Annotated in this window: 18 protein-coding genes and 1 tRNA gene; 11 read left to right on the top strand and 8 right to left on the bottom strand. The window is 60.5% G+C overall.

The window, feature by feature from the left end; genetic code table 11:
- Nucleotides 1-18 precede the first annotated feature (18 nt).
- The 5 genes from bioD to QP995_RS03775 all read left to right on the top strand — a co-directional run bounded on the left by bioD (nucleotide 19) and on the right by QP995_RS03775 (nucleotide 5,529).
- Nucleotides 19-708: a dethiobiotin synthase gene (gene bioD / locus QP995_RS03795; RefSeq protein ID WP_070567038.1), complete on the top strand. Its 690-nt coding sequence runs from the start codon at nucleotides 19-21 to the stop codon at nucleotides 706-708.
- 341 nt (nucleotides 709-1,049) lie between these two features.
- Nucleotides 1,050-1,901, top strand: coding sequence for a pseudouridine synthase (locus QP995_RS03790; RefSeq protein ID WP_284852937.1), 852 nt, complete (start codon nucleotides 1,050-1,052; stop codon nucleotides 1,899-1,901).
- 51 nt (nucleotides 1,902-1,952) lie between these two features.
- Nucleotides 1,953-4,253: a bifunctional cytidylate kinase/GTPase Der gene (der, locus tag QP995_RS03785; RefSeq protein ID WP_284852922.1), complete on the top strand. Its 2,301-nt coding sequence runs from the start codon at nucleotides 1,953-1,955 to the stop codon at nucleotides 4,251-4,253.
- 123 nt (nucleotides 4,254-4,376) lie between these two features.
- On the top strand, nucleotides 4,377-5,369 hold the full coding sequence (locus tag QP995_RS03780; protein WP_284852921.1) for a hypothetical protein: 993 nt from the start codon (nucleotides 4,377-4,379) through the stop codon (nucleotides 5,367-5,369).
- An 86-nt stretch (nucleotides 5,370-5,455) separates the two neighbouring features.
- Nucleotides 5,456-5,529, top strand: a tRNA-Pro gene (locus QP995_RS03775).
- A 98-nt stretch (nucleotides 5,530-5,627) separates the two neighbouring features.
- On the opposite strand, the gene rraA is transcribed toward QP995_RS03775, so the two are convergent.
- Nucleotides 5,628-6,101, bottom strand: coding sequence for a ribonuclease E activity regulator RraA (gene rraA, locus QP995_RS03770; RefSeq protein ID WP_016422839.1), 474 nt, complete (start codon nucleotides 6,099-6,101; stop codon nucleotides 5,628-5,630).
- 190 nt (nucleotides 6,102-6,291) lie between these two features.
- Here rraA and secA2 point away from each other — a divergent pair, with 190 nt between their 5' ends.
- The 5 genes from secA2 to QP995_RS03745 all read left to right on the top strand — a co-directional run bounded on the left by secA2 (nucleotide 6,292) and on the right by QP995_RS03745 (nucleotide 11,601).
- Nucleotides 6,292-8,571, top strand: coding sequence for an accessory Sec system translocase SecA2 (gene secA2 / locus QP995_RS03765; RefSeq protein ID WP_284852920.1), 2,280 nt, complete (start codon nucleotides 6,292-6,294; stop codon nucleotides 8,569-8,571).
- A 238-nt stretch (nucleotides 8,572-8,809) separates the two neighbouring features.
- Nucleotides 8,810-9,235 carry an oxoglutarate dehydrogenase inhibitor Odhl gene (odhI, locus tag QP995_RS03760; protein WP_016422837.1) on the top strand — a complete coding sequence of 142 codons (426 nt, stop codon included), beginning with the start codon at nucleotides 8,810-8,812 and terminating at the stop codon, nucleotides 9,233-9,235.
- Nucleotides 9,236-9,305: 70 nt separating this feature from the next.
- Nucleotides 9,306-10,064 (top strand): transcriptional regulator FtsR, encoded by a 759-nt coding sequence (ftsR, locus tag QP995_RS03755; RefSeq protein ID WP_016422836.1) that lies wholly within the window; start codon nucleotides 9,306-9,308, stop codon nucleotides 10,062-10,064.
- Between the two features lie 45 nt (nucleotides 10,065-10,109).
- Nucleotides 10,110-10,709: a bifunctional nuclease family protein gene (locus QP995_RS03750; RefSeq protein ID WP_048734014.1), complete on the top strand. Its 600-nt coding sequence runs from the start codon at nucleotides 10,110-10,112 to the stop codon at nucleotides 10,707-10,709.
- Nucleotides 10,710-11,097: 388 nt separating this feature from the next.
- Nucleotides 11,098-11,601, top strand: a complete 504-nt coding sequence (locus QP995_RS03745) for a MerR family transcriptional regulator (RefSeq protein ID WP_172620271.1) — start codon at nucleotides 11,098-11,100, stop codon at nucleotides 11,599-11,601.
- Nucleotides 11,602-11,745: 144 nt separating this feature from the next.
- Here the strand turns inward: QP995_RS03745 and QP995_RS03740 are convergent, their stop codons facing one another.
- The 7 genes from QP995_RS03740 to gnd all read right to left on the bottom strand — a co-directional run bounded on the left by QP995_RS03740 (nucleotide 11,746) and on the right by gnd (nucleotide 21,483).
- Complete coding sequence (locus QP995_RS03740; protein ID WP_284852919.1) at nucleotides 11,746-13,344, bottom strand: vWA domain-containing protein; 1,599 nt, start codon at nucleotides 13,342-13,344, stop codon at nucleotides 11,746-11,748.
- Nucleotides 13,345-13,441: 97 nt separating this feature from the next.
- A complete protein-coding gene (locus tag QP995_RS03735) occupies nucleotides 13,442-14,359 on the bottom strand; it encodes a 3-methyladenine DNA glycosylase (protein ID WP_149420701.1) in 918 nt (305 codons plus the stop codon).
- Nucleotides 14,356-15,570: a hemolysin family protein gene (locus QP995_RS03730; protein WP_070858559.1), complete on the bottom strand. Its 1,215-nt coding sequence runs from the start codon at nucleotides 15,568-15,570 to the stop codon at nucleotides 14,356-14,358. Before QP995_RS03730 ends, QP995_RS03735 begins: the two co-directional genes overlap by 4 nt.
- Nucleotides 15,567-16,952 (bottom strand): hemolysin family protein, encoded by a 1,386-nt coding sequence (locus tag QP995_RS03725; RefSeq protein ID WP_016422831.1) that lies wholly within the window; start codon nucleotides 16,950-16,952, stop codon nucleotides 15,567-15,569. Before QP995_RS03725 ends, QP995_RS03730 begins: the two co-directional genes overlap by 4 nt.
- Nucleotides 16,953-16,955: 3 nt before the next feature.
- Nucleotides 16,956-18,185 (bottom strand): DEAD/DEAH box helicase, encoded by a 1,230-nt coding sequence (locus QP995_RS03720; protein WP_284852918.1) that lies wholly within the window; start codon nucleotides 18,183-18,185, stop codon nucleotides 16,956-16,958.
- Between the two features lie 185 nt (nucleotides 18,186-18,370).
- Nucleotides 18,371-19,984, bottom strand: coding sequence for a bifunctional hydroxymethylpyrimidine kinase/phosphomethylpyrimidine kinase (locus QP995_RS03715; protein ID WP_284852917.1), 1,614 nt, complete (start codon nucleotides 19,982-19,984; stop codon nucleotides 18,371-18,373).
- 47 nt (nucleotides 19,985-20,031) lie between these two features.
- Nucleotides 20,032-21,483 carry an NADP-dependent phosphogluconate dehydrogenase gene (gene gnd / locus QP995_RS03710; protein WP_070429693.1) on the bottom strand — a complete coding sequence of 484 codons (1,452 nt, stop codon included), beginning with the start codon at nucleotides 21,481-21,483 and terminating at the stop codon, nucleotides 20,032-20,034.
- 105 nt (nucleotides 21,484-21,588) lie between these two features.
- On the opposite strand from gnd, the gene QP995_RS03705 reads away from it, so the two are divergent.
- Complete coding sequence (locus QP995_RS03705; protein ID WP_231367197.1) at nucleotides 21,589-22,152, top strand: PaaI family thioesterase; 564 nt, start codon at nucleotides 21,589-21,591, stop codon at nucleotides 22,150-22,152.
- Nucleotides 22,153-22,233 lie beyond the last annotated feature (81 nt).

The following is a 22,233-nucleotide window of genomic DNA, read 5'->3' as shown; positions in this document are numbered from 1 at the left end:
AAAGGAGTACCAACCACCATGAGCATCGTCCTTGTCACCGGCACCGGTACCGATATTGGAAAGACCATCGGCACGGCAGCCCTGGCGGCGGCACTTCGCGAGGAGGGTAAGGAGGTGCACGTCGTCAAGCCAATTCAGACCGGTTTTCCGGGCCCAAATGGCGGTGATTTGGACACTGTCGCGGAGCTGACGGGGATTGACAACCTGCATGGTTTCGAGCGTTACCCCGAGCCGATGGCGCCGGTGGCGGCGGCGCAGCGCGCGGGAATGCGCCTGCCGGAGGCCACGGAAATCGCGGAGAAGATCAAGCTTATCGACGGGCCGAACCGCGTTGTCCTCGTGGAGGGTGCGGGCGGCTTGCTGGTGCGACTCGGCGAGGACTGGGCGCTGCCGGAGCTGGCGGGGTTGTTGCCGGGTAGTCAGATGGTGGTCGTGACGCGGTTGGACCTGGGTTGCCTGAACGAGGCGGAGCTCACCGTCGAGGTGGCGCGGGGCCGCGGAGTCAATGTCACGGCGCTGGTCGGCGGTTCGTTGCCAGCGGAGGTCGACCCGATCATTGAGACGAACCTGGACGAACTGCCGCGCATCACCGGGGTGCCGCTGCTGGGGTCGGTGCAGGCGGGAGCGGGCGCGCTGGACCGGCAGGAGTTTGTGGCGAAAGCTACGCAGTGGCTGCCGGGCGTGCGAGAGTGGGCCGCAGCGCTGTAAAAGACGTTGTAGGTGGAGGCCGCGCGGGACGTCGTTAAGCTGGCGTTTTGCGAAAAACGTGCTAAGGTGGCTACACGACAAGGCGCGAGGCTTTCTCTGTAATTCTCTTTATTAACCTGCTTCCACCGGCCATTTTGGGCCCACGGGGGAGAGAACAGCGTCGCCTGGCGCTGACGTTCCAACAAACAGAACATTCTCCAACGCTTGAAAAGGATGTAGGTCAAGTGGCTAAACCCGCTCGCCGAGAAGGCACACCGGCACACAAGAACCGTAAGAATCAATCCAACCGTGGCTCCACTAACGCCCAGCGCAACCGCAGCCGTCGCGACAGCGGCGCGAAGGTGGAGACCTCCAACGTCCACGCGAAGGACATCTACGTATCCAACGCTCGCCCGGCGCGCCACCAGCACGTGGACTCGGACCGCCGCGGCTCGGGCAAGCGCGTGCACAGCGAAGCAGGTGAAGGCGTACGTCTGCAGAAGGTCCTGGCACAGGCAGGCGTGGCGTCGCGCCGCATGGCGGAAAAGCTTATCGACGAAGGCCGCGTCGAGGTCGACGGCAAGATTGTGACGCGGCAGGGCGTGCGGGTGGACCCGAACACGTCTGTGATTCGCGTTGATGGTTCCCGCGTCATCGTCAATGAGGACGTGCAGTACTTCGTCCTGAACAAGCCGCGTGGCGTGCAGTCGACCATGCACGATGACATGGGCCGCCCGTGTGTGGGCGACATCATCGGTGAGAAGATTAGCGCTGGTCAGCGACTCTTCCACGTGGGTCGCCTGGATGCGCCCACCGAGGGCCTGCTGCTGCTCACCAACGATGGTGAGCTGGCCAACCGTCTGATGCACCCGAGCTACGAGGTCACCAAGACCTACATGGCCACCGTCGTCGGCGAGGTCGACGCCAAGGTCATGCGTGAGCTGGAAAAGGGCATTGAGCTTGATGACGGCATCGCTAAGGCGGACATGGCACAGATCATCGATGTCTGGCAGGGTCGCTCTATCGTCCGCATCGAGCTGCACGAGGGCCGCAAGCACATCGTCCGCCGGATGCTCAAGACTGCGGGCTTCCCGGTCGAGCGTCTGGTGCGCACTAAGATTCACACTGTCCAGCTGGGCGAGCAGACCCCGGGCGCTCTCCGCGCACTCAACCGCGCTGAGCTGACCTCCCTCTACAACGCGGTGGGGCTGTAAATGGCACTAGTGAAGAAGAACGAAGAGAACCAAGGAGCTGAAGGAGCCCACATGAGCGAGCAGAACACTGACGACATGCTGTTGGTTGCCATTGATGGCCCTTCCGGCACTGGCAAGTCGACTGTCTCTCGGATGGTCGCAACCGAGCTGGGTGCAAAGTACTTGGACACCGGCGCTATGTACCGCGTGGCCACCCTGTGGGTGCTGCGCCAGGGTATCGACCCGACTGATGAGGAAGCCGTGGCCAAGGCGACGGCCGCCCTACCGCTGGAAGTCTCCGATGACCCGAACTCCACTGCGGTCCTCCTCGACGGCGAGGATGTTTCCGGCGAGATTCGCGGCCCGGAGGTCACCCGCAACGTGTCGGCGGTCTCCGCGATTCCGGCCGTGCGCACCAACCTGGTCGCACTCCAGCGTTCGCTGGCCGCATCGGCTGTGCGCTGTGTGGTGGAAGGTCGCGACATCGGCACGGTCGTTCTCCCGGACGTCCCGGCGAAGATTTTCATGACCGCCTCCGCAGAGGTCCGTGCTCGCCGCCGCTACGACCAGGACATCGCCGCTGGTCGTGAGGCCGACTTCGACACCGTGCTTGCCGACGTCATCCGCCGCGATGAACTCGACAGCAACCGTGCGACCTCTCCGCTGAAGCCAGCCGAGGACGCATTCATTCTGGACACCTCTGAGATGGACATTGAAGAGGTCGTGGAAAACGTCCTCGATGTCGTTGAGGCCGGTTACCCGGGGTCCACCATGGACTGGGACGATGTCGACAACGAGGAGTTCGAGGGCTCTTACGACGACTCCGAGGACGACACCGCCGGACACCTGGTCGCAAACGTGGAGAGCGAAAACGCGCCGGGCACCGCAGGCAGCCACACCAGCGCAGACGAGTTCATCGACCGCACGATTGCCGACCACGAGACGATCATCTCCGAAGCCATCGAGCGCGCCGAAACCGGCCAGATCGATGACGATGCCGACTGGGAAGAATTGGAAAACGCCTTCGCAGCGCTTGGCGTGAGCGACGAGGAGGAAGAAGCTCTTCCGACCGTGGCCATTGTGGGACGACCGAATGTTGGTAAGTCCACCATGGTTAACAGGTTCATTGGCCGTCGTGAAGCAGTTGTCGAAGACTTCCCGGGCGTGACCCGCGACCGCATCTCCTACCTGGGGGAATGGGGCGGACGTCGCTTCTGGGTGCAGGACACCGGCGGCTGGGACCCGGATGCGAAGGGCATGCATGCGGCGATTGCTCGTCAGGCGGAGACCGCCATGGAGACCGCCGATGTGATTGTCATGGTCGTCGACACCACCGTCGGCATCACCGCCACGGAAGAGGTCATGGCCCGCCGCCTGCAGCGCGCGGAGCAGCCGGTTATTCTCGCCGCCAACAAGTTTGAGTCGGATTCGCAGCTTGGCGACGTCGCAGAGTTCTGGGCCCTCGGGCTCGGCGAGCCGCACCCAACCTCGGCCCTTCACGGTCGTGGCAATGCCGACGTGATGGACGAAGTGGTGTCCTCCTTCCCGGAGGTGCCGCGTGCGAAGTCGCTGCCGACCGGGCCGCGTCGTGTGGCGCTGGTGGGCAAGCCGAATGTGGGCAAGTCTTCGCTGCTGAACAAGCTCTCCGGTGAAGATCGCGCAGTGGTCAGCGACGTGGCCGGTACCACGGTTGACCCGGTGGACTCGCTGGTGCAGATGGACGAGGTGCTGTGGCGTTTCGTGGATACCGCTGGTATTCGCAAGAAGACCAAGACCGCCAAGGGCCACGAGTTCTACGCCTCGCTGCGTACTCGTTCGACGATTGACAACGCCGAGGTCGTGATTTTCCTGGTCGATGCCTCCGAGCAGATTACCGAGCAGGACCAGCGCGTGCTGCGCATGATTCTCGACTCTGGTCGCGCACTTGTGGTCGCCTACAACAAGTGGGACCTCATGGATGAGGACCGCCGCGATCTGCTCGAGCGCGAAATTGAAGAGCAGCTAGCACACGTGCCGTGGGCTCGTCGGGTGAACATCTCCGCCAAGACTGGTCGCGCTGTGCAGAAGCTGGAACCGGCAATGTTGGAGGCCGTGGAGTCGTGGGATAAGCGTATCTCCACTGGTCGCCTGAACACTTGGTTGCGTGCGATCATGCAGCAGAACCCGCCACCGCTGCGTGGTGGCCGCCAGCCGCGCGTGCTGTTTGCCACCCAGGCATCCTCGCGCCCGCCGGTAATTGTGCTGTTCACCACCGGGTTCCTGGAGCACGGCTACCGTCGCTTCTTGGAGCGCAAGCTGCGTGAAGAATTCGGTTTTGAGGGCTCGCCGGTGCGCATCGCGGTGCGTGTCCGCGAGAAGAAGAAGCGCCGCTAGGAAGCTCCGCCAGTTGCGCGTGGCGAGCTGAGAAAAGCCCAAAATGTGATTTAGGCGATTGCATTTTGGGCTTTTCGTTGGCATTTTAGAGTTTCAGTAAATTAGCGATAAGGAGAACTGACAATGGTCAGGCGCGGCAACAACCGTGACGGCTCTCAGCACGATGGCCGAGACAACAGCTACGGACGCGATTCCTCAAGCGCATACGGCGATGACTCCGCGACTCGCTACATTCCGCGGGACGAGGGATACCGCGGATACAACCCAGATGCCGACTTCGCGGGCGAGCAGCCGACCGAATACTTCGGTGGCGACTCCTCTGAGACACAATTCCTGCAGCGTGGCGATGAAACACGTTTTGAGAACTCGCGAGGTGCCGGGGTCGGTGCTGGTGCAGGTGCCGGGGCGCAAGGCAGTGGCGCGCAGGGCAGCGGCCAGTACTGGGCTCCGCTTTCTGAAGAAGAACGCGGCTATGGTCAGGCGGGCCAGCAGGCAGGTGCAACCCAGCAGTACGCCGCAGGTGGCGCAGGCGGTTACGGCGACATGAACAACGGCAATAACCGTGGCAACAGTGGCAATGATGACTCTAAGAAGGGCTGGGGCAAGCCTGTCGCCATTGTGGCCATCGCCGCCATGGTGGCCGTAGTCGCGCTGGTAGCCCTGGTCTTGTCCTTTACTTCCGGAACCGAGGACAAAAACGACAATACGGCGGAGCCGACGCAGGAGACGTCGTCAAGCCCGACGCCGACGACAACCTCGCCGGAAGAAACCACGACAAGCCCAACCGATCGTTTGGACCCGTCGGGCACGATTAACGACACCCGTGAGCGCCTCGAGCAGGAGCTGGACCAACTTCGCGAGTCGCCGCCAGCTATCCCTGGCCCCGGTGAGCGCAGCAGCGGTTGGGGCACCATCCCGCAGGGCGTGGTGGGCAAGAGTCCGGCATCGGTCGAGGTGGAATTGCGTACCAACGGCTACCAGAATGTGACCGTCGTCGACGCCGAGGGCAATCCGACCAACTCTGTGGCTGCGATTATGGGCAAGGTCGCCTCGATCGATCCGCCGGAGGGACAGATGGCGGAGACATCCACTCCAGTGACCATCTACCTGCAGTAATGCGGTAGGCAGGGCAGGGGTCTGGGGCGATTTTCGCCTTCAAACTCCAATGATGTAACCTATAGCTCGTTGCACTTTCGTGCACGCGGGCTGTAGCGCAGTTTGGTAGCGCACCTCACTGGGGGTGAGGGGGTCGTCGGTTCAAATCCGGTCAGCCCGACAAAAATAGCCGCCGTCTTCTGGAAGATTCCGGGAGGCGGCGGCTTTGTTTACGGCTATTGCTTACGGCTTTTGTTTGCCGTCTAGCGCGCGATGCTACTAGCGCACGACAATACCGTCGGAGTCAGCGTAGAGCGTCTCGCCCGGAACGAAGTCGATGCCGCCGAAGGAGACAACGACGTCGCGCTCGCCCTCGCCGGTCTTGGTGGACTTGCGCGGGTTGGTGCCAAGCGCCTTGCAGCCGAAGTCCATCTCGCCAATCAGCTTGGAGTCGCGAATCGCGCCGTTGACGACCACACCAGCCCAGCCATTGTCCTTGCCGAGCCCCGCAATAACGTCACCGACCAGCGCCGTGTGAACAGAAGCGTCACCGTCGATGACAAGCACGCCGCCCTCAGACGGCTCGGACAGGACCTTCTTCAGCAGCGCGTTGTCCTGGAAGCACTTGACCGTGGAGATCTTGCCGCAGAACTCCACGCGACCGCCGAGGTTACGCATCTGAGTATCGCAGGAACGCACGTCCGGGCCGATCTCGTCAACCAGGTCAGCGGTGGGGATGAATTCGATTGCCATAGGGGATTCAAGTCCTTCCGAAAATTGCTCGCATCAAGTGTTAAACCCATTGTTTCAAACTCAAGATGTGACTAAAGACATATGGTGCAAATTCGCTGGCAGCGATTGACACTCCGAAGGTCGGCCCAGATTGATTACTCTGGTGAGTCAGAACGCGCCGACAACCACACGTGCGCAGGAAGGGTAGGAGATGGCTGGGTTTAATTGGTTTTGGAAGGCTCTTGGCGGCAAGCAAGGGCGCAACCAAAAACGCAGCGTAGGGCTGGTGGCGCGCGCCGCTGAGCTCGAGCCACAGGTACAGGCGCTTTCCGACGCCGACCTCGCCGACTTCGCCCGCCAACACGCCACCGACGCACCGGAGCTTTTAGCCGCACTCCGCGAAGTCTCCCAGCGCACCCTGTCCATGCGCCCCTTCGATGTGCAGCTGCAAGGCGCACTGGCGCTCATGGAGGGAGACGTTATCCAGATGGCCACCGGTGAGGGTAAGACTCTTTCCGGCGCCTTGGCTGCAGCCGGGTTCGCGCTGCGTGGCCACCGCGTGCATTCGGTGACCGTCAACGACTACCTCGCAGGCCGCGATGCGCAATGGATGCAACCGCTGTTCGGGTTCCTTGGGCTCTCGGTGGCGGCTATTTCGCCGCAGGATGGTCCGGGGGAGCGTCGTAAAGCATATGCGGCAGACATCGTCTACGCCGCCGTCAACGAACTCGGCTTCGACGTCCTGCGCGACCGCTGCGCGCCGACCGTCGAGGACCGCGTGCAGTCGCCCGCTGATGTCGCGATCATCGACGAGGCCGACTCCGTGTTGGTCGATGAAGCGCTGGTCCCGCTTGTGCTTGCCGGCAATGAGCCGGGCACCGCACCGACCGGACAGATTACCGACGTGGTGCGTCGCCTGCAGCTCGGCGACGACTACACCGTCGACGAAGGCCGCCGCAACGTCTTCCTCACCGATACCGGCGCCGCACGCGTCGAACGCCTGCTTGGCATCGGCTCGCTGTACGACGCCGAACATGTCGGTACCACTCTGGTTCAGGTCAACGTTGCACTGCACGCCCACGAGCTGCTGCAGCGCGATGTCGACTACATCGTGCGCGACGGCAAGGTACAGCTCATCGACGCCTCGAAGGGACGCGTGGCGGAACTGCAGCGCTGGCCGGACGGTCTGCAAGCAGCGGTAGAGGCCAAGGAGGGGCTGCAGGTCTCGGAGGGCGGCCGAATCCTCGACTCCATGACCATCCAGCAGCTCGTCGGCCGCTACGACATCACCTGCGGCATGACCGGCACCGCCACCTCCGCGGGCGACCAGTTCCGCGAGTTCTACGGACTCCACGTCTCCGTCATCGAACCCAACGTCCCATGCATTCGTGACGACGAGCCCGACCGCATCTACGCCACCACCGACGACGCGTTCGCCGCGCTTGTCGACGAGGTCGTGGAACTCAACGGCACTGGTCGACCAATACTCGTAGGCACCCGTGACGTGGCGGAATCGGAACGACTAGCCGATGCGCTGGTCCTGCGCGGCATCGAATCCTCGGTGCTGAACGCGAAAAATGACGAGCTGGAGGCCCAAGTCATCGCCAATGCTGGCGATATTGGCCGCGTCACAGTATCCACCCAGATGGCCGGACGAGGAACCGACATCCGTCTCGGCGGGGCAGATGAATCCAACCGCGATGCGGTCGTTGAGCGCGGTGGACTATGCGTTATTGGCCTGGGCAAGCACCGCACTGACCGACTGGACAATCAGCTGCGTGGCCGCGCCGGGCGCCAGGGCGATCCGGGCTCGTCGGTGTTCTTTGTCTCCCTGGATGATCCGGTGATTTCCGAGGGCGCTGCTGGCGAGACGCTGAGCGTGCTGCCCGAGGATGATGGCCGTGTCCGGGATAAGAGGGCATACCAGTTCATCGACCGCGCACAGCGAGTGACAGAGGCGACCATGCTGTCGATTCATGCGACGACGTGGAAGTACAACAAGCTCATCGGTGACCAGCGCGAGATTCTGGATGAGCGCCGGGAGAAACTGCTGACTACTAATGCAGCCTGGGAAGAACTGTCCAAGTTGGCATCGGCGCGGGCCAAGGAAGTCGAATCCGTAGTCGGGCGCGATGTCGCCGAGGATGCTGCCCGGGAAATCATGCTGAGCCACCTGGATCGCGGATGGTCAGACCACCTGGCGGATCTGGATGACCTGCGGGAGTCGATTCACCTGCGCGCGCTGGCTAAGGAAAGCCCCATTGATGAGTTCCACCGCGCCGCCATCGGCGCCTTTAAGAGCCTGGTGAACAATGCCGTTACCGAGTCGGTGCAGACCTTCCAAGAGGTCGAAATCGACAGCGAAGGCGCACATCTAGAGGACACGGGTCTTGCTCGCCCGAGCTCGACGTGGACGTACATGGTCAACGACAACCCATTGAGCAATGGTGGCGGCTCGGTCGTCGGCTCAATTGCAGCGATGTTTAGGTAAGCCGTAACCACAGGTTTGGTAACAATTTGAAAATATTTCTCAGGTGACCGGCCTAGGTACACCCACAGAGAAAGCTCTCAGATGTCGGTATTTACGCATATCAATCATGTTGTACATACCCTGCTGGTGAGCTGCGTCACAACATGGTTGGGATTAGATAACAACACGAAAGCGGTTGGGGCGCTATTATCTAAAAAGTAACGAGTAAATCGCCCAAGGTTATCCCGGAGGGAAAGATATGACTAGCAATAGCGGCCAGCCAGAGGCATCGGTCGAGACCACCTCGGTCTTCCGTGCAGATTTGCTGAAGGAAATGGAGTCCGGCTCTAACACGGACTCCACGGTCTCCGGTGTTGAAGGACTTCCGGCGGGCTCGGCACTCTTGGTTGTCAAGCGGGGGCCAAACGCAGGTTCGCGTTTCCTGCTCGATCAGGCAGTCACCACCGCTGGTCGTCACCCGGACAGCGACATCTTCCTCGATGATGTGACTGTTTCCCGTCGTCACGCAGAGTTCCGCAAGAACGGTGACTCCTACGAGGTCGTCGACGTGGGATCGCTGAACGGTACCTACGTTAACCGCGAGCCGAAGAACTCCGCGGTTCTGGCTAATGGTGACGAGGTTCAGGTCGGTAAGTTCCGCCTCGTCTTCCTGATCGGTAACTAATTCGACATCGGTTAATGTCGACGCCTGTCGGCATTAACCCCTTATTTTTGTAAAGGCTCGGAAAAGACCAGTGGCAGCAGTACGCAAATCAGCAGTTTCGCAGCCGACTTCGTCGGAAAGCACTGCGAAGCAAGCACGCTCGGTGGGCAAGAAGAAGACCATCGGTGCTGTGCTGAAGGAAGTCAAGGTTGAGTTCCCTGATGTAACGCTGTCCAAGATTCGTTTTCTCGAGTCGGAGGGGCTGCTGTGCCCGTCGCGTAGCTCCTCGGGATATCGTCGCTACAGCCAGGCGGACATTGACCGCCTGCGCTACATTCTCACAGTTCAGCGCGATAACTACTTGCCGCTGAAGGTTATTAAAGAGCAGCTCGACGAAATTGATGCGGGCAACGCTGGCGGCGACGGGCTGGCATCGGTCACTCCGCTGGTGACGGCGGATCAGTTCCGCGAAGCCGCAGTGGTCTCGCTGACGCAGGCGGAGCTGGCAGAGCGCACCGGCGCTAGCGAGAAGTTCATCACTGAACTGGTTCGAGTCGGCCTGATTACTCCGGACACGCTGAACATGTTCGATGGCGATGACCTGCTCATCACTGAGACGGCGGTCAAGCTGGCTGAGTTTGGCCTGGATGCCCGCCACCTCAAAACTGTGCGTACCGCTGCGGCCCGTGAGGCAGATTTGGTGTCGCTCGCTGCTAGTCCGCTGAGTAAGTCGCGTGCGGCTAGCGGCAAGCAGAAGGCTGTGGAGATGGGCCGTGAGATGACTGCGCTGATGGTCACGCTGCACGGCACTTTGGTCAAGCGCCAGGTCAACAAGGACCTGGGGAAGTAGTCGGTAGTCCCGCGTAAATAGCGGCTCGCTACAATTATCGCTGTTATGGACGAAAAACTCGTAGAAGTCAAGTTTCTAGACTGGATGGCGCATCCTCCTGAGGACGATCCAGTGCTGCTCCTGCATGCCGAAGAGACCAATCGGATTATCCCGATTTGGATTGATTTGGCGACGGCGACGGAGTACTCCGCCCGTGAGACCGGCGCTACGCAGCGTCGCCCGGGCATGCATGAGGTCTTCGTCGATACGCTGGACATGGTGGGGCAGAGCGCCCTGCGCGGCCAGATTACGGGCGTGCATGAGGGCGTTTTCATCGCCAGCCTGGTGCTCGAAGGTGGCGCAGAGATTGATATGCGGCCCTCCGACCTCATCCTTATCGCTAGCGAGCTTGAGGTTCCGCTGTATGTCGCGCGTGATGTGCTCGACGCCACGTCGGTAGCGGCGCGTCTCGTCGCAACCAATGGCGGTTCGCTTGCCGACGAGTCGGAGACCGACTCCGTCGAGGCATCGGTGTCGGAGTTTGCGGAATTCCTCGACAGCATTGATGCTGACTACTTCGCCGAGCCGCATGGTGATGCGGAGGACAAGAAGTCTGATGGTGAAGCCGACGGTGGCGCCGATTCAGCTTCCGATGGCGACCGTTAAACGTGTGACTGGAGTGAATAACTGGCTACTTTTGGGGTAGTTGTGACGCTTATTTCCTCCGGCGTGTCGCTGAATGACCCCATAAAAGGGGTAACTTTTCGTAAGTTATAGTTTCATCCCGTCCTGCGGTTTTACTCCTGGGTTGTGCTTGAGCTGGGGAAACTGTGACTCCAAACTCTAAACCTTAACTTTAGGTTTAGAGATTCGGCGTGTCGTCCTGTGATGTATTGACAGCCGATTAACCTTGGCGAAAGATAAATAACGGCAGTGAAACTACCTCGGGAGAATTTATATGGTCGACGACAACAGCGGTTCGCTCTTTGGCGACAATGAGCTCCGTGCGTCGGACTCGCAAGAGCCACGCGCGGTTCAGGAATCCCTGTTCGACATGGGGCCGGACGAGCAGGTTGGCTACCGCGTTCCCATCGCATGTCAGGTAGCGGGCATTTCTTACCGCCAGCTGGACTACTGGGCACGCACCAAGCTGGTGGAGCCTTCTATCCGTACCGCCAAGGGCTCGGGTACCCAGCGTCTGTACTCCTTCCGCGACATCCTCGTTTTGAAGATTGTTCGCGGTCTGCTGGACACCGGTATTTCCCTGCAGAATATCCGTCTGGCTGTCGATCGCCTGCGCGACCTCGGCGTCGATGACCTGGCTACCATCACGCTGGTTTCCGACGGTCGCACCGTCTACCAGTGCCGCTCCAATGAAGAGGTCATCGACCTGCTCAACGGTGGCCAGGGAGTGTTCGGCATTGCTGTCCCGGGCATTATGAAGGAACTGACTGGCACCATCGCCTCCTTCCCGTCCGAGCGTATCGACGGTACTCAGGAGAACCCAGGCACTGGCATCGACGAGCTGGCTGAGCGTCGTCGCCGTCGCATCTCCTAACAGCCAACTATTTGGCTGGACAGCGGCGTTGCTGCTACGGCCGCCGCTCAAATAGCCGAAACAAACTAAACGAAAACCGCCTTCCACAACTGGTTCCGTTTTTCCTCTCCCGAGGTTGGACCAGATGGAGGCGGTTTTTGCTACTTACTCCGTACCGATAGCCGCAGCCAACTGAGAGGCCAGGCCGTCGCCGTAGTCAGCCGCAATGCGCAGAGAGCCAGTGGTCATATTTGCCACTTCCTGCAGCTCGGGGCTGGAGCTGTCCCCGTCGGGAAGCACGATGACCTCAATCGTTACCGGGCGGTCCGGGCTAATGAGTTCCTTGATCCTCTCGACAGACTCGGCGGCATCGGCGCCCGAGGCATCGCGCCCCGAGGTGAGCACGACGAGTCGGTTGGGCTTGTCAGGGGAGTAGGTGTCGCGGGCGGCCTGGTAGGCATCGATAAGCGCTGGCCAGAACTGTGCCTCACCACCGGCCGGAAGTTCGGCCAGCGAACCCTTTACGGCGTCCGCGCCGTTGTTGGCCTCGTCATCGGGCGCGGGAAGTTCCGCGAGGCGGTTCACCTCGGGTGCAAATGTCCACAGGCCGTATCGGCCGCCAGGTGCCGCATCGATAGCGCCGGTCAGTGCCGCAGACAGCGCCCCGACATCGACGCCCTCGGAGGTGTCAGCGAGCAGGAGCGCCGAACCCACCGCAGTTGCGGGCTGTTGCGCGTCCGGCTGCTCCAGTGCTGGCGGCAGCGCAAAAGAATCCGTCTGAATCTGCGAGAGCACCCCAAAGTTCTCCGCTACTTCAGGGCTGAAAGTGCTCTCAGCAGCTTCGCCGTCGGCCCCGTGATCTGCTGCGAAGTTGCGGAAGTCCTCAGCTGCGCGAGCCGTGTTCTCGTCGATCTTGCCGCCGGAGCCAAAGGTGACAACTGGCGCGTGCAACTGGGGTGCATCCGCAGGGGAGACCAGCTTCAGCCCCTCGCCGGCCATCTGCAGCATGGGCTGGGTCGCGGCTACGCCGTCGAAGTCAGCGACACTCTGGCTGAGCATGGTCAGCAGAGTATTGGAGGTGTAGACCTCACCCAAGCCCGCGCGTTCGCGAGCGACGCCCGGGCCACCGCCAAGTCGAGCACTAATCACGGCCGACAGTGCCGCATCGGAGCCACCTGGGGCGGCCACGCGCAATCCTGCAAGCTCTTCCCAGGTGGCGTTGTTCAGCTGGTCAGCACGATTGGTTGTGAAGGCCACGCCGCTAGCAATCGGCGGCAACCACGTCTTGGGGTTGTTGACCTTGACCTTGTCCGAGTTCTTCGCCTGATCCACGAAAGAGATATCGGCGGGAATCCAGACGCCCGGAGTCAAAATTCCTGTACCAGCTTCATCCGCAGCGGGGTCCTCCGGAGCTCCCTCACCAGCTTCAGCACCGCCAGCCTCAGTCAGGGCGTTCACAACCTCCTGCGAGCCCGCCACCGTAATCTGTGGCCGCACACAGAAGTCCCTCACCACGGGATTCGACTCGCCATAGTCCTGCACAAGTTTCTGTGCCGAGCCCACCGCGGCAGGATCAGCGGTCACCACCAGTGTCAGGTCACCCTTCGTGCACCGTGCACGGTCAGCATCAATCGACGAATCGTTGCTCTTGCGCAGATTAACCCAGGCAAAAACCGCAGCGACCAGAACAATTACGACCAAGACGGCAATAAAAGGCCCCTTAGCCACTCGATAGTTGTTCTCACCCGAGGCGTGTCGTCCCATGTCGTTCTAGCCCTTTCTATGCTGAGTGTGCTCGGCACTGTCGACTCGCAGCAGACCTCGTCGTAAAGCACAAACGCGCACGTAACTCCTGCCAACTTTACTGCGTGGACAATGCGACATCTACCACTTCGAGAAGACGGCCGCGCAGAACATCGGCACGCGCGCTGAGCTCACGCTGGCGGCGGACGTACTCGGCCTTGCCTTCGGGCGTTTCGATGCGAATAGGCGCAAAACCCCAATCCCGCAGATCGTAGGGAGCGGCGCGCATATCCAACTCACGGGCACTGCACGCGAGCTCGAAAGTATCCAGCCACAGGTCGCCGGGGACCGCCTCGCCGAGCTTGGTCGCCCATTTATACAAGTCCATGTTGGCGTGCAGACAACCCATCTGCTCACAGTGCGGCTGCGTCTCGCGCGTCGGGGCAAACTCGTTGAGCGGCACGGCGTCGGGCGTGAAGAAACGGAAGGCATCGAAGTGCGTACACCGAACCGTGTGAGCCTCGACGACCTCGTCCGTGCCTGCCTGACCCAGCCGCAGTGGCTCCGGATGACGATGCTCGGGCTGGCGGTACACCATCGCCCATTCATGCAGACCAAAGCAGTCAAAGTGCGCCGGATTCGCGCGCGTCGAACGCAACAGATTGCCGATGTACGCTACCGTCGTACCTCGCTTATCGACGTACGCCGAAACATCCATGCGCGCCGTCCCAGAGGCGGTATCGGTGGGGTCCTCGCGGGCAGGACTATCGGTAGCGCTGTCCGTGTCGAGGGTAAAGAACTTCAGGTGACTGATGTCCTTGGCTGTCGCACCGGGAAGATCTACGCCGATGCCCGGTGACCAGCGGCGGAGTTGACCGGGCTTGACGGGGTAGTACTCGAAGATGAAGTCCCAGACCGGGTGGCGCTGGCCGCGACTGCGACGGGACAGGTGGTCGCGGGTCAGGATATCGACGCGGGCGATATGCCTTGCTTTGGCTTCACGCCAATCGAAAGACGAATCGGGTGTAGGTGTCACTGCTGTCGTCCCTGCGTGGTGCCCGGTCGGGTCCGGGGCTGGTTCACGGTCGAGTGCTGCTTTGGTGCACCGCTGCGACGTGGGGAGACCTCGTGGGTCCAGTCGCGCACGACACCGACCTGCTCCTCGATGAGGTCCTCCAGAGCCACGATGCCGATCTGCTCCGCGCCGGAGAAAGCACCGGTCTTCGGCGCGATACTTGCCGGGGCGTTTGCGCGCAGGTGCGGCTTTGGCATGCGAGCGCGTACAGCCACTGCCATGTGGGCGCTGTAGCGGCGCATGATGCGCAATCCCTCATCCAGCGTGGCATCGATCGGAATCTCGATCATCGGGCGAATCTCGTCATCGGGGATGGCTGTCTCTGGGCCGGAGGCAGGATCCATGACGCGGTCGAGGACATCTTTCACGTGAACATAGCCGCGGTACTCGTTGGGTTCATTGTTGGCCGCAGCGACGGGGAACCGGGAGAAACCAGTTTCGGTGACCGCCGTCTCTAGATCGCCCACAGTCGGTGCGGTGGGGAGGCGCCGAATTTGCTCGTGCGGAATCAGCACCTCCTCAATGGTGCGCGTGGCCGAAGCCAGTGTGCGACGAAGGCGGACGTGCTCCTCGCTGTCAAGGAGCCCCTCTTGACGAGACTCCGCAATCATCGATGCCAACTCAGTGGAATCGACAGTGGTGTCGAGCTCATCGCGCTGCTCAATGCCGAACAGCTTAAGCGTATGGCGAGCCATCCAGTTAAACAGCAGCAACAGCGGCTTGGTCAGACGGTAGAAGACCATATGAACCGGAATAAGCAGCATGGCCATCGTTTCCGGTCCTGCCAGCGCGATATTCTTCGGCACCATCTCACCGAGCATGATGTGCAGCACTGACACCAGCATCAATGCGATGGCAAAGCTCAGCGGGTGCAGCAGCGACTCCGGAATACCCATCGCCTGGAAGGGAGCTTCCAGCAGATGTGCCAGCGCCGGCTCAGAGACCTTACCCAGCAGTAGCGAGGCAATGGTGATGCCCAGCTGTGCGGCGGCGAGCATCATCGACAGGTGCTCAGAAGCATTGATAACTGTGCGTGCGCGCTTCTTTCCCTGAGCCAGCAGCGCTTCCAAACGGTCACGGCGAGCAGCAATAAGTGAGAACTCCGCGCCCACGAAAAACGCGTTGACCAACAGCAAGAAGAAAGTCAGGAGGATTCCAAACCAGTCACTCATAGGTTGAACATCTCCTTAGCGCGCTCGTTGGTCACAGGAATCAAAATGGCACGGTCCACGCGGCGGTCATCCATCGCCAGAATGCGGGCGTACCAGCGTCCGGCGATACCCGATTCGAACTCGTCCATGAAATCGCGTTCGGTCTCTGGCAGCAGGACGACGTCACCGACCTCCGGGATGCGACCGAGCGCAAACATAATCAATCCACCGAGCGTTTCGAAGCTACCTTCTGGGGCGAAGTATCCGACCTTGGTCGGCAGCTCGTCGGTACGCACAAGGCCAGAGCAGTTCCAGCCTTCGATCGCGCGTTTGACTTCCTGCTCGGACTCCTTGTCGTCGTACTCATCCCAGACCTCGCCAAGAATTTCCTCGACGACATCCTCGATGGTGACAATGCCGGCGATACCGCCGTACTCGTCCGCGACCAGCGCAATCTGCGAACCGGCCGAACGCACGGCCTCCAGTACGGCATCGCCGTCCAGCGACTGCGGCAGCGTCGGCACAGGCCGTGCAATCTCCCGCATGGTGGTGGTTGAGCGCTTCGCCGCAGGCACCGCAAATGCGTCCTTGACGTGGACAACACCGACAGTGGCATCGAGGTCCCCGTCAGTAATGGGGAAGCGGGAATGCCCCGATTCGATAGCGACAGCCAGCAGATCCAGCGCCGTGTCATCGACATCGAGGGAGGTAATCGTCGACCGCGGCGTCATTAGGTCCTCCGCCGTCGTTTCGCCAAAGCGTAACGACGACTCGAGTACAGCGGCCTTCGACTCATCCAATGCCCCCTGCTCCGCAGAATTACGTACCAGTGCTTCCAGCTCCTGCGGGGAACGCGCTGAAGCCAACTCATCCGCCGGTTCAATACCGAGCTTGCGCACCAGCCAGTTCGCCGTGGCATTCAGCGAATGGATGAAGTAGTGGAACACCCAGTTAAACGCCATCACCGGACGAGCCGTAACTCGCGCTACTGCCAACGGCTCTGTAATGGCGACATTCTTTGGCACCAACTCGCCATAGACCATCGACAACATCGTGGCCACAATGAGCGCAAGAATCAGTGCGGTCGGTCCCGCTGCAGACTCGCTGAGCCCCATCCAATGCAACATCGGCGTGAAGTACTGCGCCAGCACCGGTTCCGCGAGGAAACCAGTTGCCAGCGTGGTCAACGTAATGCCCAGCTGTGCACCGGAGAGGTGGAAGGACAGTCGATTATGCGCCTTGTGAACGGCCTCAGCAGGTGCATCCGCTGAACGGGCGCGGTCGGCGTCAATCGTAGATCGCTCCAGTCCCGTCAGCGCGAATTCAAACGCCACAAAGAGGCCGGTGCCAGCGGTTAGCGCGATAAAGCCGACAACCGCGACAATATTGAGAACAATATCCACTGATTATCTCTTCTTCTTTTTCCCTCGCTTGGGGCGGTGTACGCGACCGCCAGCACGATTCTTTCCGCTTGCCGACGGACCGCCGCGCCCGCGGTAACCGGCACCACTAACACTGCCTGCCGATTGGCTCTGATCTTGACGAGCCCGGCGCGGACGCCGTGCGCCCAGTTCCTTGACAAATCGCGGCAGCCCCGGAGCTGCACGCAGCTCTTCAGCTTTAACGCCGGCCCCTGCCAGCAGCTCACGGGCCTGATCAACCTGGCGGTCACGCACAATCATCGCTACCGTGCCGGAAGCACCTGCACGAGCCGTTCGACCCGAGCGGTGAATGTACGTCGCGGAATCCCTTGGCGGATCCGCGTGCACAACCAAGTCAAGAGCATCGATATCAATGCCACGAGCGGCCACATCCGTGGTGACGAGGACATTGATTTCACCCTCGGAAAAGGCCTTGAGGACCGCGCGACGAGTTGCCTGGCCACGATCGCCGTGGAGGAAACCTAACTTGATGTCATAGAACTGTAGAAACTTAGCCAGCTGCACGACACGCGCCTTAGAGTTGGCGAAGATGACGCACTGATCCTTGCGGGAGGCAATCCAGGCGACCACTTCGTCGGCTTCGTTGTTGTCCTCCACCCGAAGTAACAGATGCCGCATATTGCGCATGGTCAACCGGGAGGCAGTGACCTTGTGCTTCGCAACTTCAGTGCTACTTGCGCGACGATCGCGGATAAGCCCCGCGGCGTCGTCGTTAATCGTGGCGGAAAAGACCATGCGCTGTGCCGACTTCGGGCACGCACGGACCAGGCCCAGAACATCGGGCAGAAAGCCCATGTCAGCGAGCATGTCCGCTTCGTCTACAACAACGGCGAGAACCTGCTCAAGGCTGAGGAGGCTGCGGCGGCGCAAATCGTGTGCGCGACCCGGTGTGACCACAGCGATATCGACTGGTGCCGCGAGCAGAGTCTGCTGCTTGGCCACGGAGTCACCGCCGACCAAGCTCAAGACACGCAGACCTGCAGCGGCACCGATGTCAGCCAGGACATCAGCAATCTGATCTGCGAGTTCGCGCGTTGGCGAAATAATTAGCGCGCGCGGGTAACCTGGAAGCGCTGGAGAGGCGTTATTGAGTAACGCGACCAGCGGAATGCCGAATGCGAGCGTTTTGCCCGAGCCTGTAGGGGCCTGCGCAAGAACGTCCTTGCCAGCGAAAGCATCTGGCAAAGTCGCCACCTGCACGGCAGTAGGCGAAGTTATGTGCTGGGCACGCAGAATACTCACAATCGCTTCCGGCGTGCCCAACTGTCTGAAATCACTGGACTCAGCAGGAGGGGGCATGCTTGTTAGAATACCGCTATCCCCGGACAGCCATGCAATAGGCACGTCCGGTGAACTGGAAAACTACCGTCCCATGACATTTACCAACCGCGACCCGGTTGCGCATAGGCCTCGCGCTCAAGAATGGCGGCTCGACGGAAGATGTTGCGGATGGATTTGAGCTCCGCATCGCTGGCCGTAGACATATTCTCTTCAAGGACCTCGAGAGCCTGCTGAACACTGTCAACATACTCGGGGTCGGAATACACCTCCACCCAGTTCGCGATCGCGGAATCCTCATCAACCAGCGATTTTCCTTGCAGAGTCAGCTCGGTTGCAATCCACATTTCGGCGACGATACTGGTTACGGCGACCCGATATGGGTTGAAAGCGCTACAGGAAGAATGCACGTCCAGCAAAAGCTGTGTGATGGTTGTCGGCTCGATGTCCTCGAGCGCCGAAGAAGTCTCTTCCAGCCCGTTATTGCTCAATTCCAACGCACGCACCAGGGCTTCCTGTGCGAGTGACGACCACAGAACCTGTTCCTTCGGGCAGGGTGCTTTGGTTGCCAGATGCGACAGGACTGGGAAAACTTGGTGCAAGTACCAGGCCTCTTGCGCTACGAAGAAGTTGGTTTCGTCCGAGGAAAGGTCGCCGCGGAGCATCGTGGGGACGCTGAACATTCCGCCAATCTCGGCAACGATGTCCTCGATGTCCCGCCACAGCTGGGAAGTAAAAGGACCAGCCGGAGCAATCTGGAGTGAGTGGCCGAAGAAAGATTCCAGCTCCTTCGGCGGCTGCTCAGTATCAGTGCCTTCGACGGCCTCCGGGTAAAAACTGGAGTTCAGATGCACTGGTTGCATTCGGCGAAGCGCGACCTTTTCCAGGCGACGAGCCCTGTGGCCGTGGTCAATGGGGCCGTGCCCCTGGCCGACGTTGAGGTTATCCGCGAAACGAATGGACTCGCTGAGCCAGCGCGTAGTCCAGCGCAGGGCGTCGTTGATCGCTGAGCCCCCACCAATCCGTGTGGCTAGAGCAGCGGACAGCGAACAACCCGTGCCATGGGTGTTCTCAGTGTGAATGCGGGGAGAAGAGCTGAAGAAAACCTGGCCATCGGGGAAGGCCACGGCATTGCCGGCTTCCTCATCACTTAAGTGACCAGTCTTTGCAATCACGATGACATCGTTTTTGCTCGCGAACTCCAGTGCCTGTTCAATCAGCTCAGTGAACTCGCTGGCCTCCGGGGCGTCGGCAAGCAATGCCAGTTCGGGAACATTCGGCGTGATGACGGTGGCTTCCGCGACCAAGTCGCGCATTGCGTCCATGGCATCTTCGTCAAGCAGACGGTCGCCAGAGGTGGCGACCATAACCGGATCGAGAACAACCACGGCTGGCTTGGTCTCCCGAACCCAGTTGGTGACGGCCTGCGTGAGTTCGCGTGAACCCAACATGCCAATCTTCACCGCGTCGATGGTGACATCCTCAGTTACAGCAGCCAGCTGCTCGACGAGGAAGTCAACAGGTGGGGTGTGGACGGCACGAACGCCCACGGTGTTCTGAGATACCAAAGCGGTGACCACGCCCATGCCATAACCACCGGCGGCGGCGATTGATTTTAAATCGGCATGGAGCCCAGCGCCACCTGTTGGGTCTGTGCCGGCGATGGAAAGAACTCGTGGCACAAAATCAGGCTTTGCCTTCTTGGGAAATGGCATCTCAGACCCCTTTTAACTTCAAGAGCGTGAAGCGACAGACTTCAAGACTACGCTTCAACCTCGGAGCGGTCGCCAGACCAGAGGGTGTGGAAAGCACCCTCGCGGTCAACACGCTGGTAAGTGTGCGCACCGAAGTAGTCACGCTGCCCCTGAACCAGTGCTGCCGGCAGACGCTCCGCACGCAGGCCGTCGTAGTAAGCCAGCGAAGAGGAGAACACCGGAGCCGGGATACCCATCTGTGCTGCAGTGACGACAACGTCGCGCCACGCGTCGAGGCACTCGGTGACCTGGTCACGGAAGTACTCGTCGAGTACCAGCGCCGGCAGCTCCGGATTGCGGTCGTACGCTTCCTTGATGCGGTTCAGGAACTGTGCGCGGATGATGCAGCCACCACGCCAGATGGTCGCCAGCGCACCGCGGTCAATCTCCCAGCCGTACTCCTTGGCACCAGCGTTAATCTCATCGAAGCCCTGCGAGTAGGCAACGATCTTGGAAGCGTAGAGCGCCTTACGGACGCGCTCCACAAAAGCATCGCGATCTTCCGGTGCCTTAGCCAGGCTTCCCGACGGCAGGTTGCGGGCAGCCTCACGCTGAGCAAGGGAAGACGACAGGGCGCGAGCGAACACGGCCTCGCCAATACCAGTTACTGGAATGCCCAAGTCCAAAGCGGCCTTGACCGTCCAACGGCCGGTGCCCTTCTGGCCAGCAGCATCAACGATGACATCCACCAGCGGCTTGCCTGTCTTCTCATCGGCCTGAGAGAGAACCTCAGCGGTAATCTCGACCAGGTAGGAGTCCAGGTCGCCCTTATTCCACTCGCGGAAGATATCTGCAATCTCGGCAGGGGTGAGGCCAGCGGCCTCACGCAGCAGGTGGTAGGCCTCGCCAATGACCTGCATATCCGCATACTCGATGCCGTTGTGGACCATCTTTACAAAGTGGCCAGCGCCATCGGAAGAAATGTGAGTACAGCACGGAACGCCATCAACGTGAGCGGAGATGGACTCCAGCAGCGGGCCGAGGGACTCGTAGGACTCCTTCGTTCCACCCGGCATAATGGATGGGCCAGTCAGAGCACCTTCTTCACCACCGGAAATACCAGTGCCAACGTAGTGCAGGCCACGGGCGCGAATAGCCTTCTCGCGACGGATGGTGTCCGTGTAAAGAGAGTTACCGCCATCAATGATGATGTCGCCGGGCTCCATCACGTCGGCAAGCTGATCGATGACCGCATCAGTAGCGGCACCTGCCTGAACCATGATCAGAGCGCGACGCGGGCGCTCCAGCGAAGCGACGAACTCTTCAATGGTCTCGGACGGGATGAATGAGCCTTCATCACCGTGTTCAGCGATGAGGGTGCGAGTTTTCTCCGGGCTGCGGTTGTACACGGCAACGGTGTGTCCCTTGTGGGCGAAGTTGCGTGCGATATTCGAGCCCATGACGGCGAGCCCGACGACACCAATTTGTGCGAGTTCATTGTTATCGGTCATGCCCACCATCTTAAAGCCTGGCCGGGGTTCGTTGTATCTGGGACTCAGAAATTGTTACTGCTTTTAACGTTGAAACTGCCACGAGTGATGGCGTGCGCTGGCACAATGTTTGGCATGACTGACGAGACTATTGCGAATAATGGCAGTTCACAGGACTCGAACTCTGCAGCTTCTTCCGCCGAGCAGGCGAAGAGGAAGGCGCTGCGCGATTATATGACACTGGCGACGAAGGCGAGCCAGGAAGCGCTGAGCGATGAGGAGCTGGCTGTTTTTAACAGCACCTTGGGCGATAACGGAATCGGCGGTCTAGATACCTTGCTGGGCACGAAGTTTGTCCATGTCGGGCCGGAGCGAATTCAGATGGAGCTCGAGGTCGGGCCCGACCACCTGCAACCGTGGGGCCTAGCCAATGGCGGTGTTTATTGCTCGCTAGGTGAGACTGCTGGCTCTATTGCTGGTTTCGTTGCCTGCGGTGCGAAGAAGCCGGTCGTCGGTGTGAACAATAACACCGATTTCTACCGCTCCGCCCGGGCTGGCGAGGTAATCGTTACCACGGCGGAGCCAGAGTACCTGGGGCGCACCATGCAACTGTGGCGTATTGAGCACACCCGCAAGGCAGATGAAAAACTGCTGGCCCGCACCAACCTACGAATTGCGGTACTCGACAAGCCGCTGTAGCAAATCGTTATAGGTGGTAACGGGCCTGGTAGGAAGCTCGCAGGTGGCTTGTCGTGATTAGCTGTTTTCTAATCTGGCCAC

The sequence above is a fragment of the Corynebacterium sp. MSK032 genome (assembly GCF_030232065.1).
Classification (GTDB): Bacteria; Actinomycetota; Actinomycetes; order Mycobacteriales; family Mycobacteriaceae; genus Corynebacterium; species Corynebacterium jeikeium_D.
Note: the sequence above shows the minus strand (reverse complement) of the source record. Positions and strands in the feature narration are given on the sequence as shown.

Excerpts from the sequence above, each read along its gene's own strand:
- der (WP_284852922.1), top strand. The coding sequence starts at position 1,953 with ATGAGCGAGCAGAACACTGACGACATGCTGTTGGTTGCCATTGATGGC.
- rraA (WP_016422839.1), bottom strand. The coding sequence starts at position 6,101 with ATGGCAATCGAATTCATCCCCACCGCTGACCTGGTTGACGAGATCGGC.
- odhI (WP_016422837.1), top strand. The coding sequence starts at position 8,810 with ATGACTAGCAATAGCGGCCAGCCAGAGGCATCGGTCGAGACCACCTCG.
- bioD (WP_070567038.1), top strand. The coding sequence starts at position 19 with ATGAGCATCGTCCTTGTCACCGGCACCGGTACCGATATTGGAAAGACC.
- QP995_RS03715 (WP_284852917.1), bottom strand. The coding sequence starts at position 19,984 with ATGCCATTTCCCAAGAAGGCAAAGCCTGATTTTGTGCCACGAGTTCTT.
- QP995_RS03705 (WP_231367197.1), top strand. The coding sequence starts at position 21,589 with ATGACTGACGAGACTATTGCGAATAATGGCAGTTCACAGGACTCGAAC.
- QP995_RS03780 (WP_284852921.1), top strand. The coding sequence starts at position 4,377 with ATGGTCAGGCGCGGCAACAACCGTGACGGCTCTCAGCACGATGGCCGA.
- secA2 (WP_284852920.1), top strand. The coding sequence starts at position 6,292 with ATGGCTGGGTTTAATTGGTTTTGGAAGGCTCTTGGCGGCAAGCAAGGG.
- gnd (WP_070429693.1), bottom strand. The coding sequence starts at position 21,483 with ATGGTGGGCATGACCGATAACAATGAACTCGCACAAATTGGTGTCGTC.
- QP995_RS03730 (WP_070858559.1), bottom strand. The coding sequence starts at position 15,570 with ATGAGTGACTGGTTTGGAATCCTCCTGACTTTCTTCTTGCTGTTGGTC.
- QP995_RS03740 (WP_284852919.1), bottom strand. The coding sequence starts at position 13,344 with ATGGGACGACACGCCTCGGGTGAGAACAACTATCGAGTGGCTAAGGGG.
- QP995_RS03745 (WP_172620271.1), top strand. The coding sequence starts at position 11,098 with ATGGGGCCGGACGAGCAGGTTGGCTACCGCGTTCCCATCGCATGTCAG.
- QP995_RS03750 (WP_048734014.1), top strand. The coding sequence starts at position 10,110 with ATGGACGAAAAACTCGTAGAAGTCAAGTTTCTAGACTGGATGGCGCAT.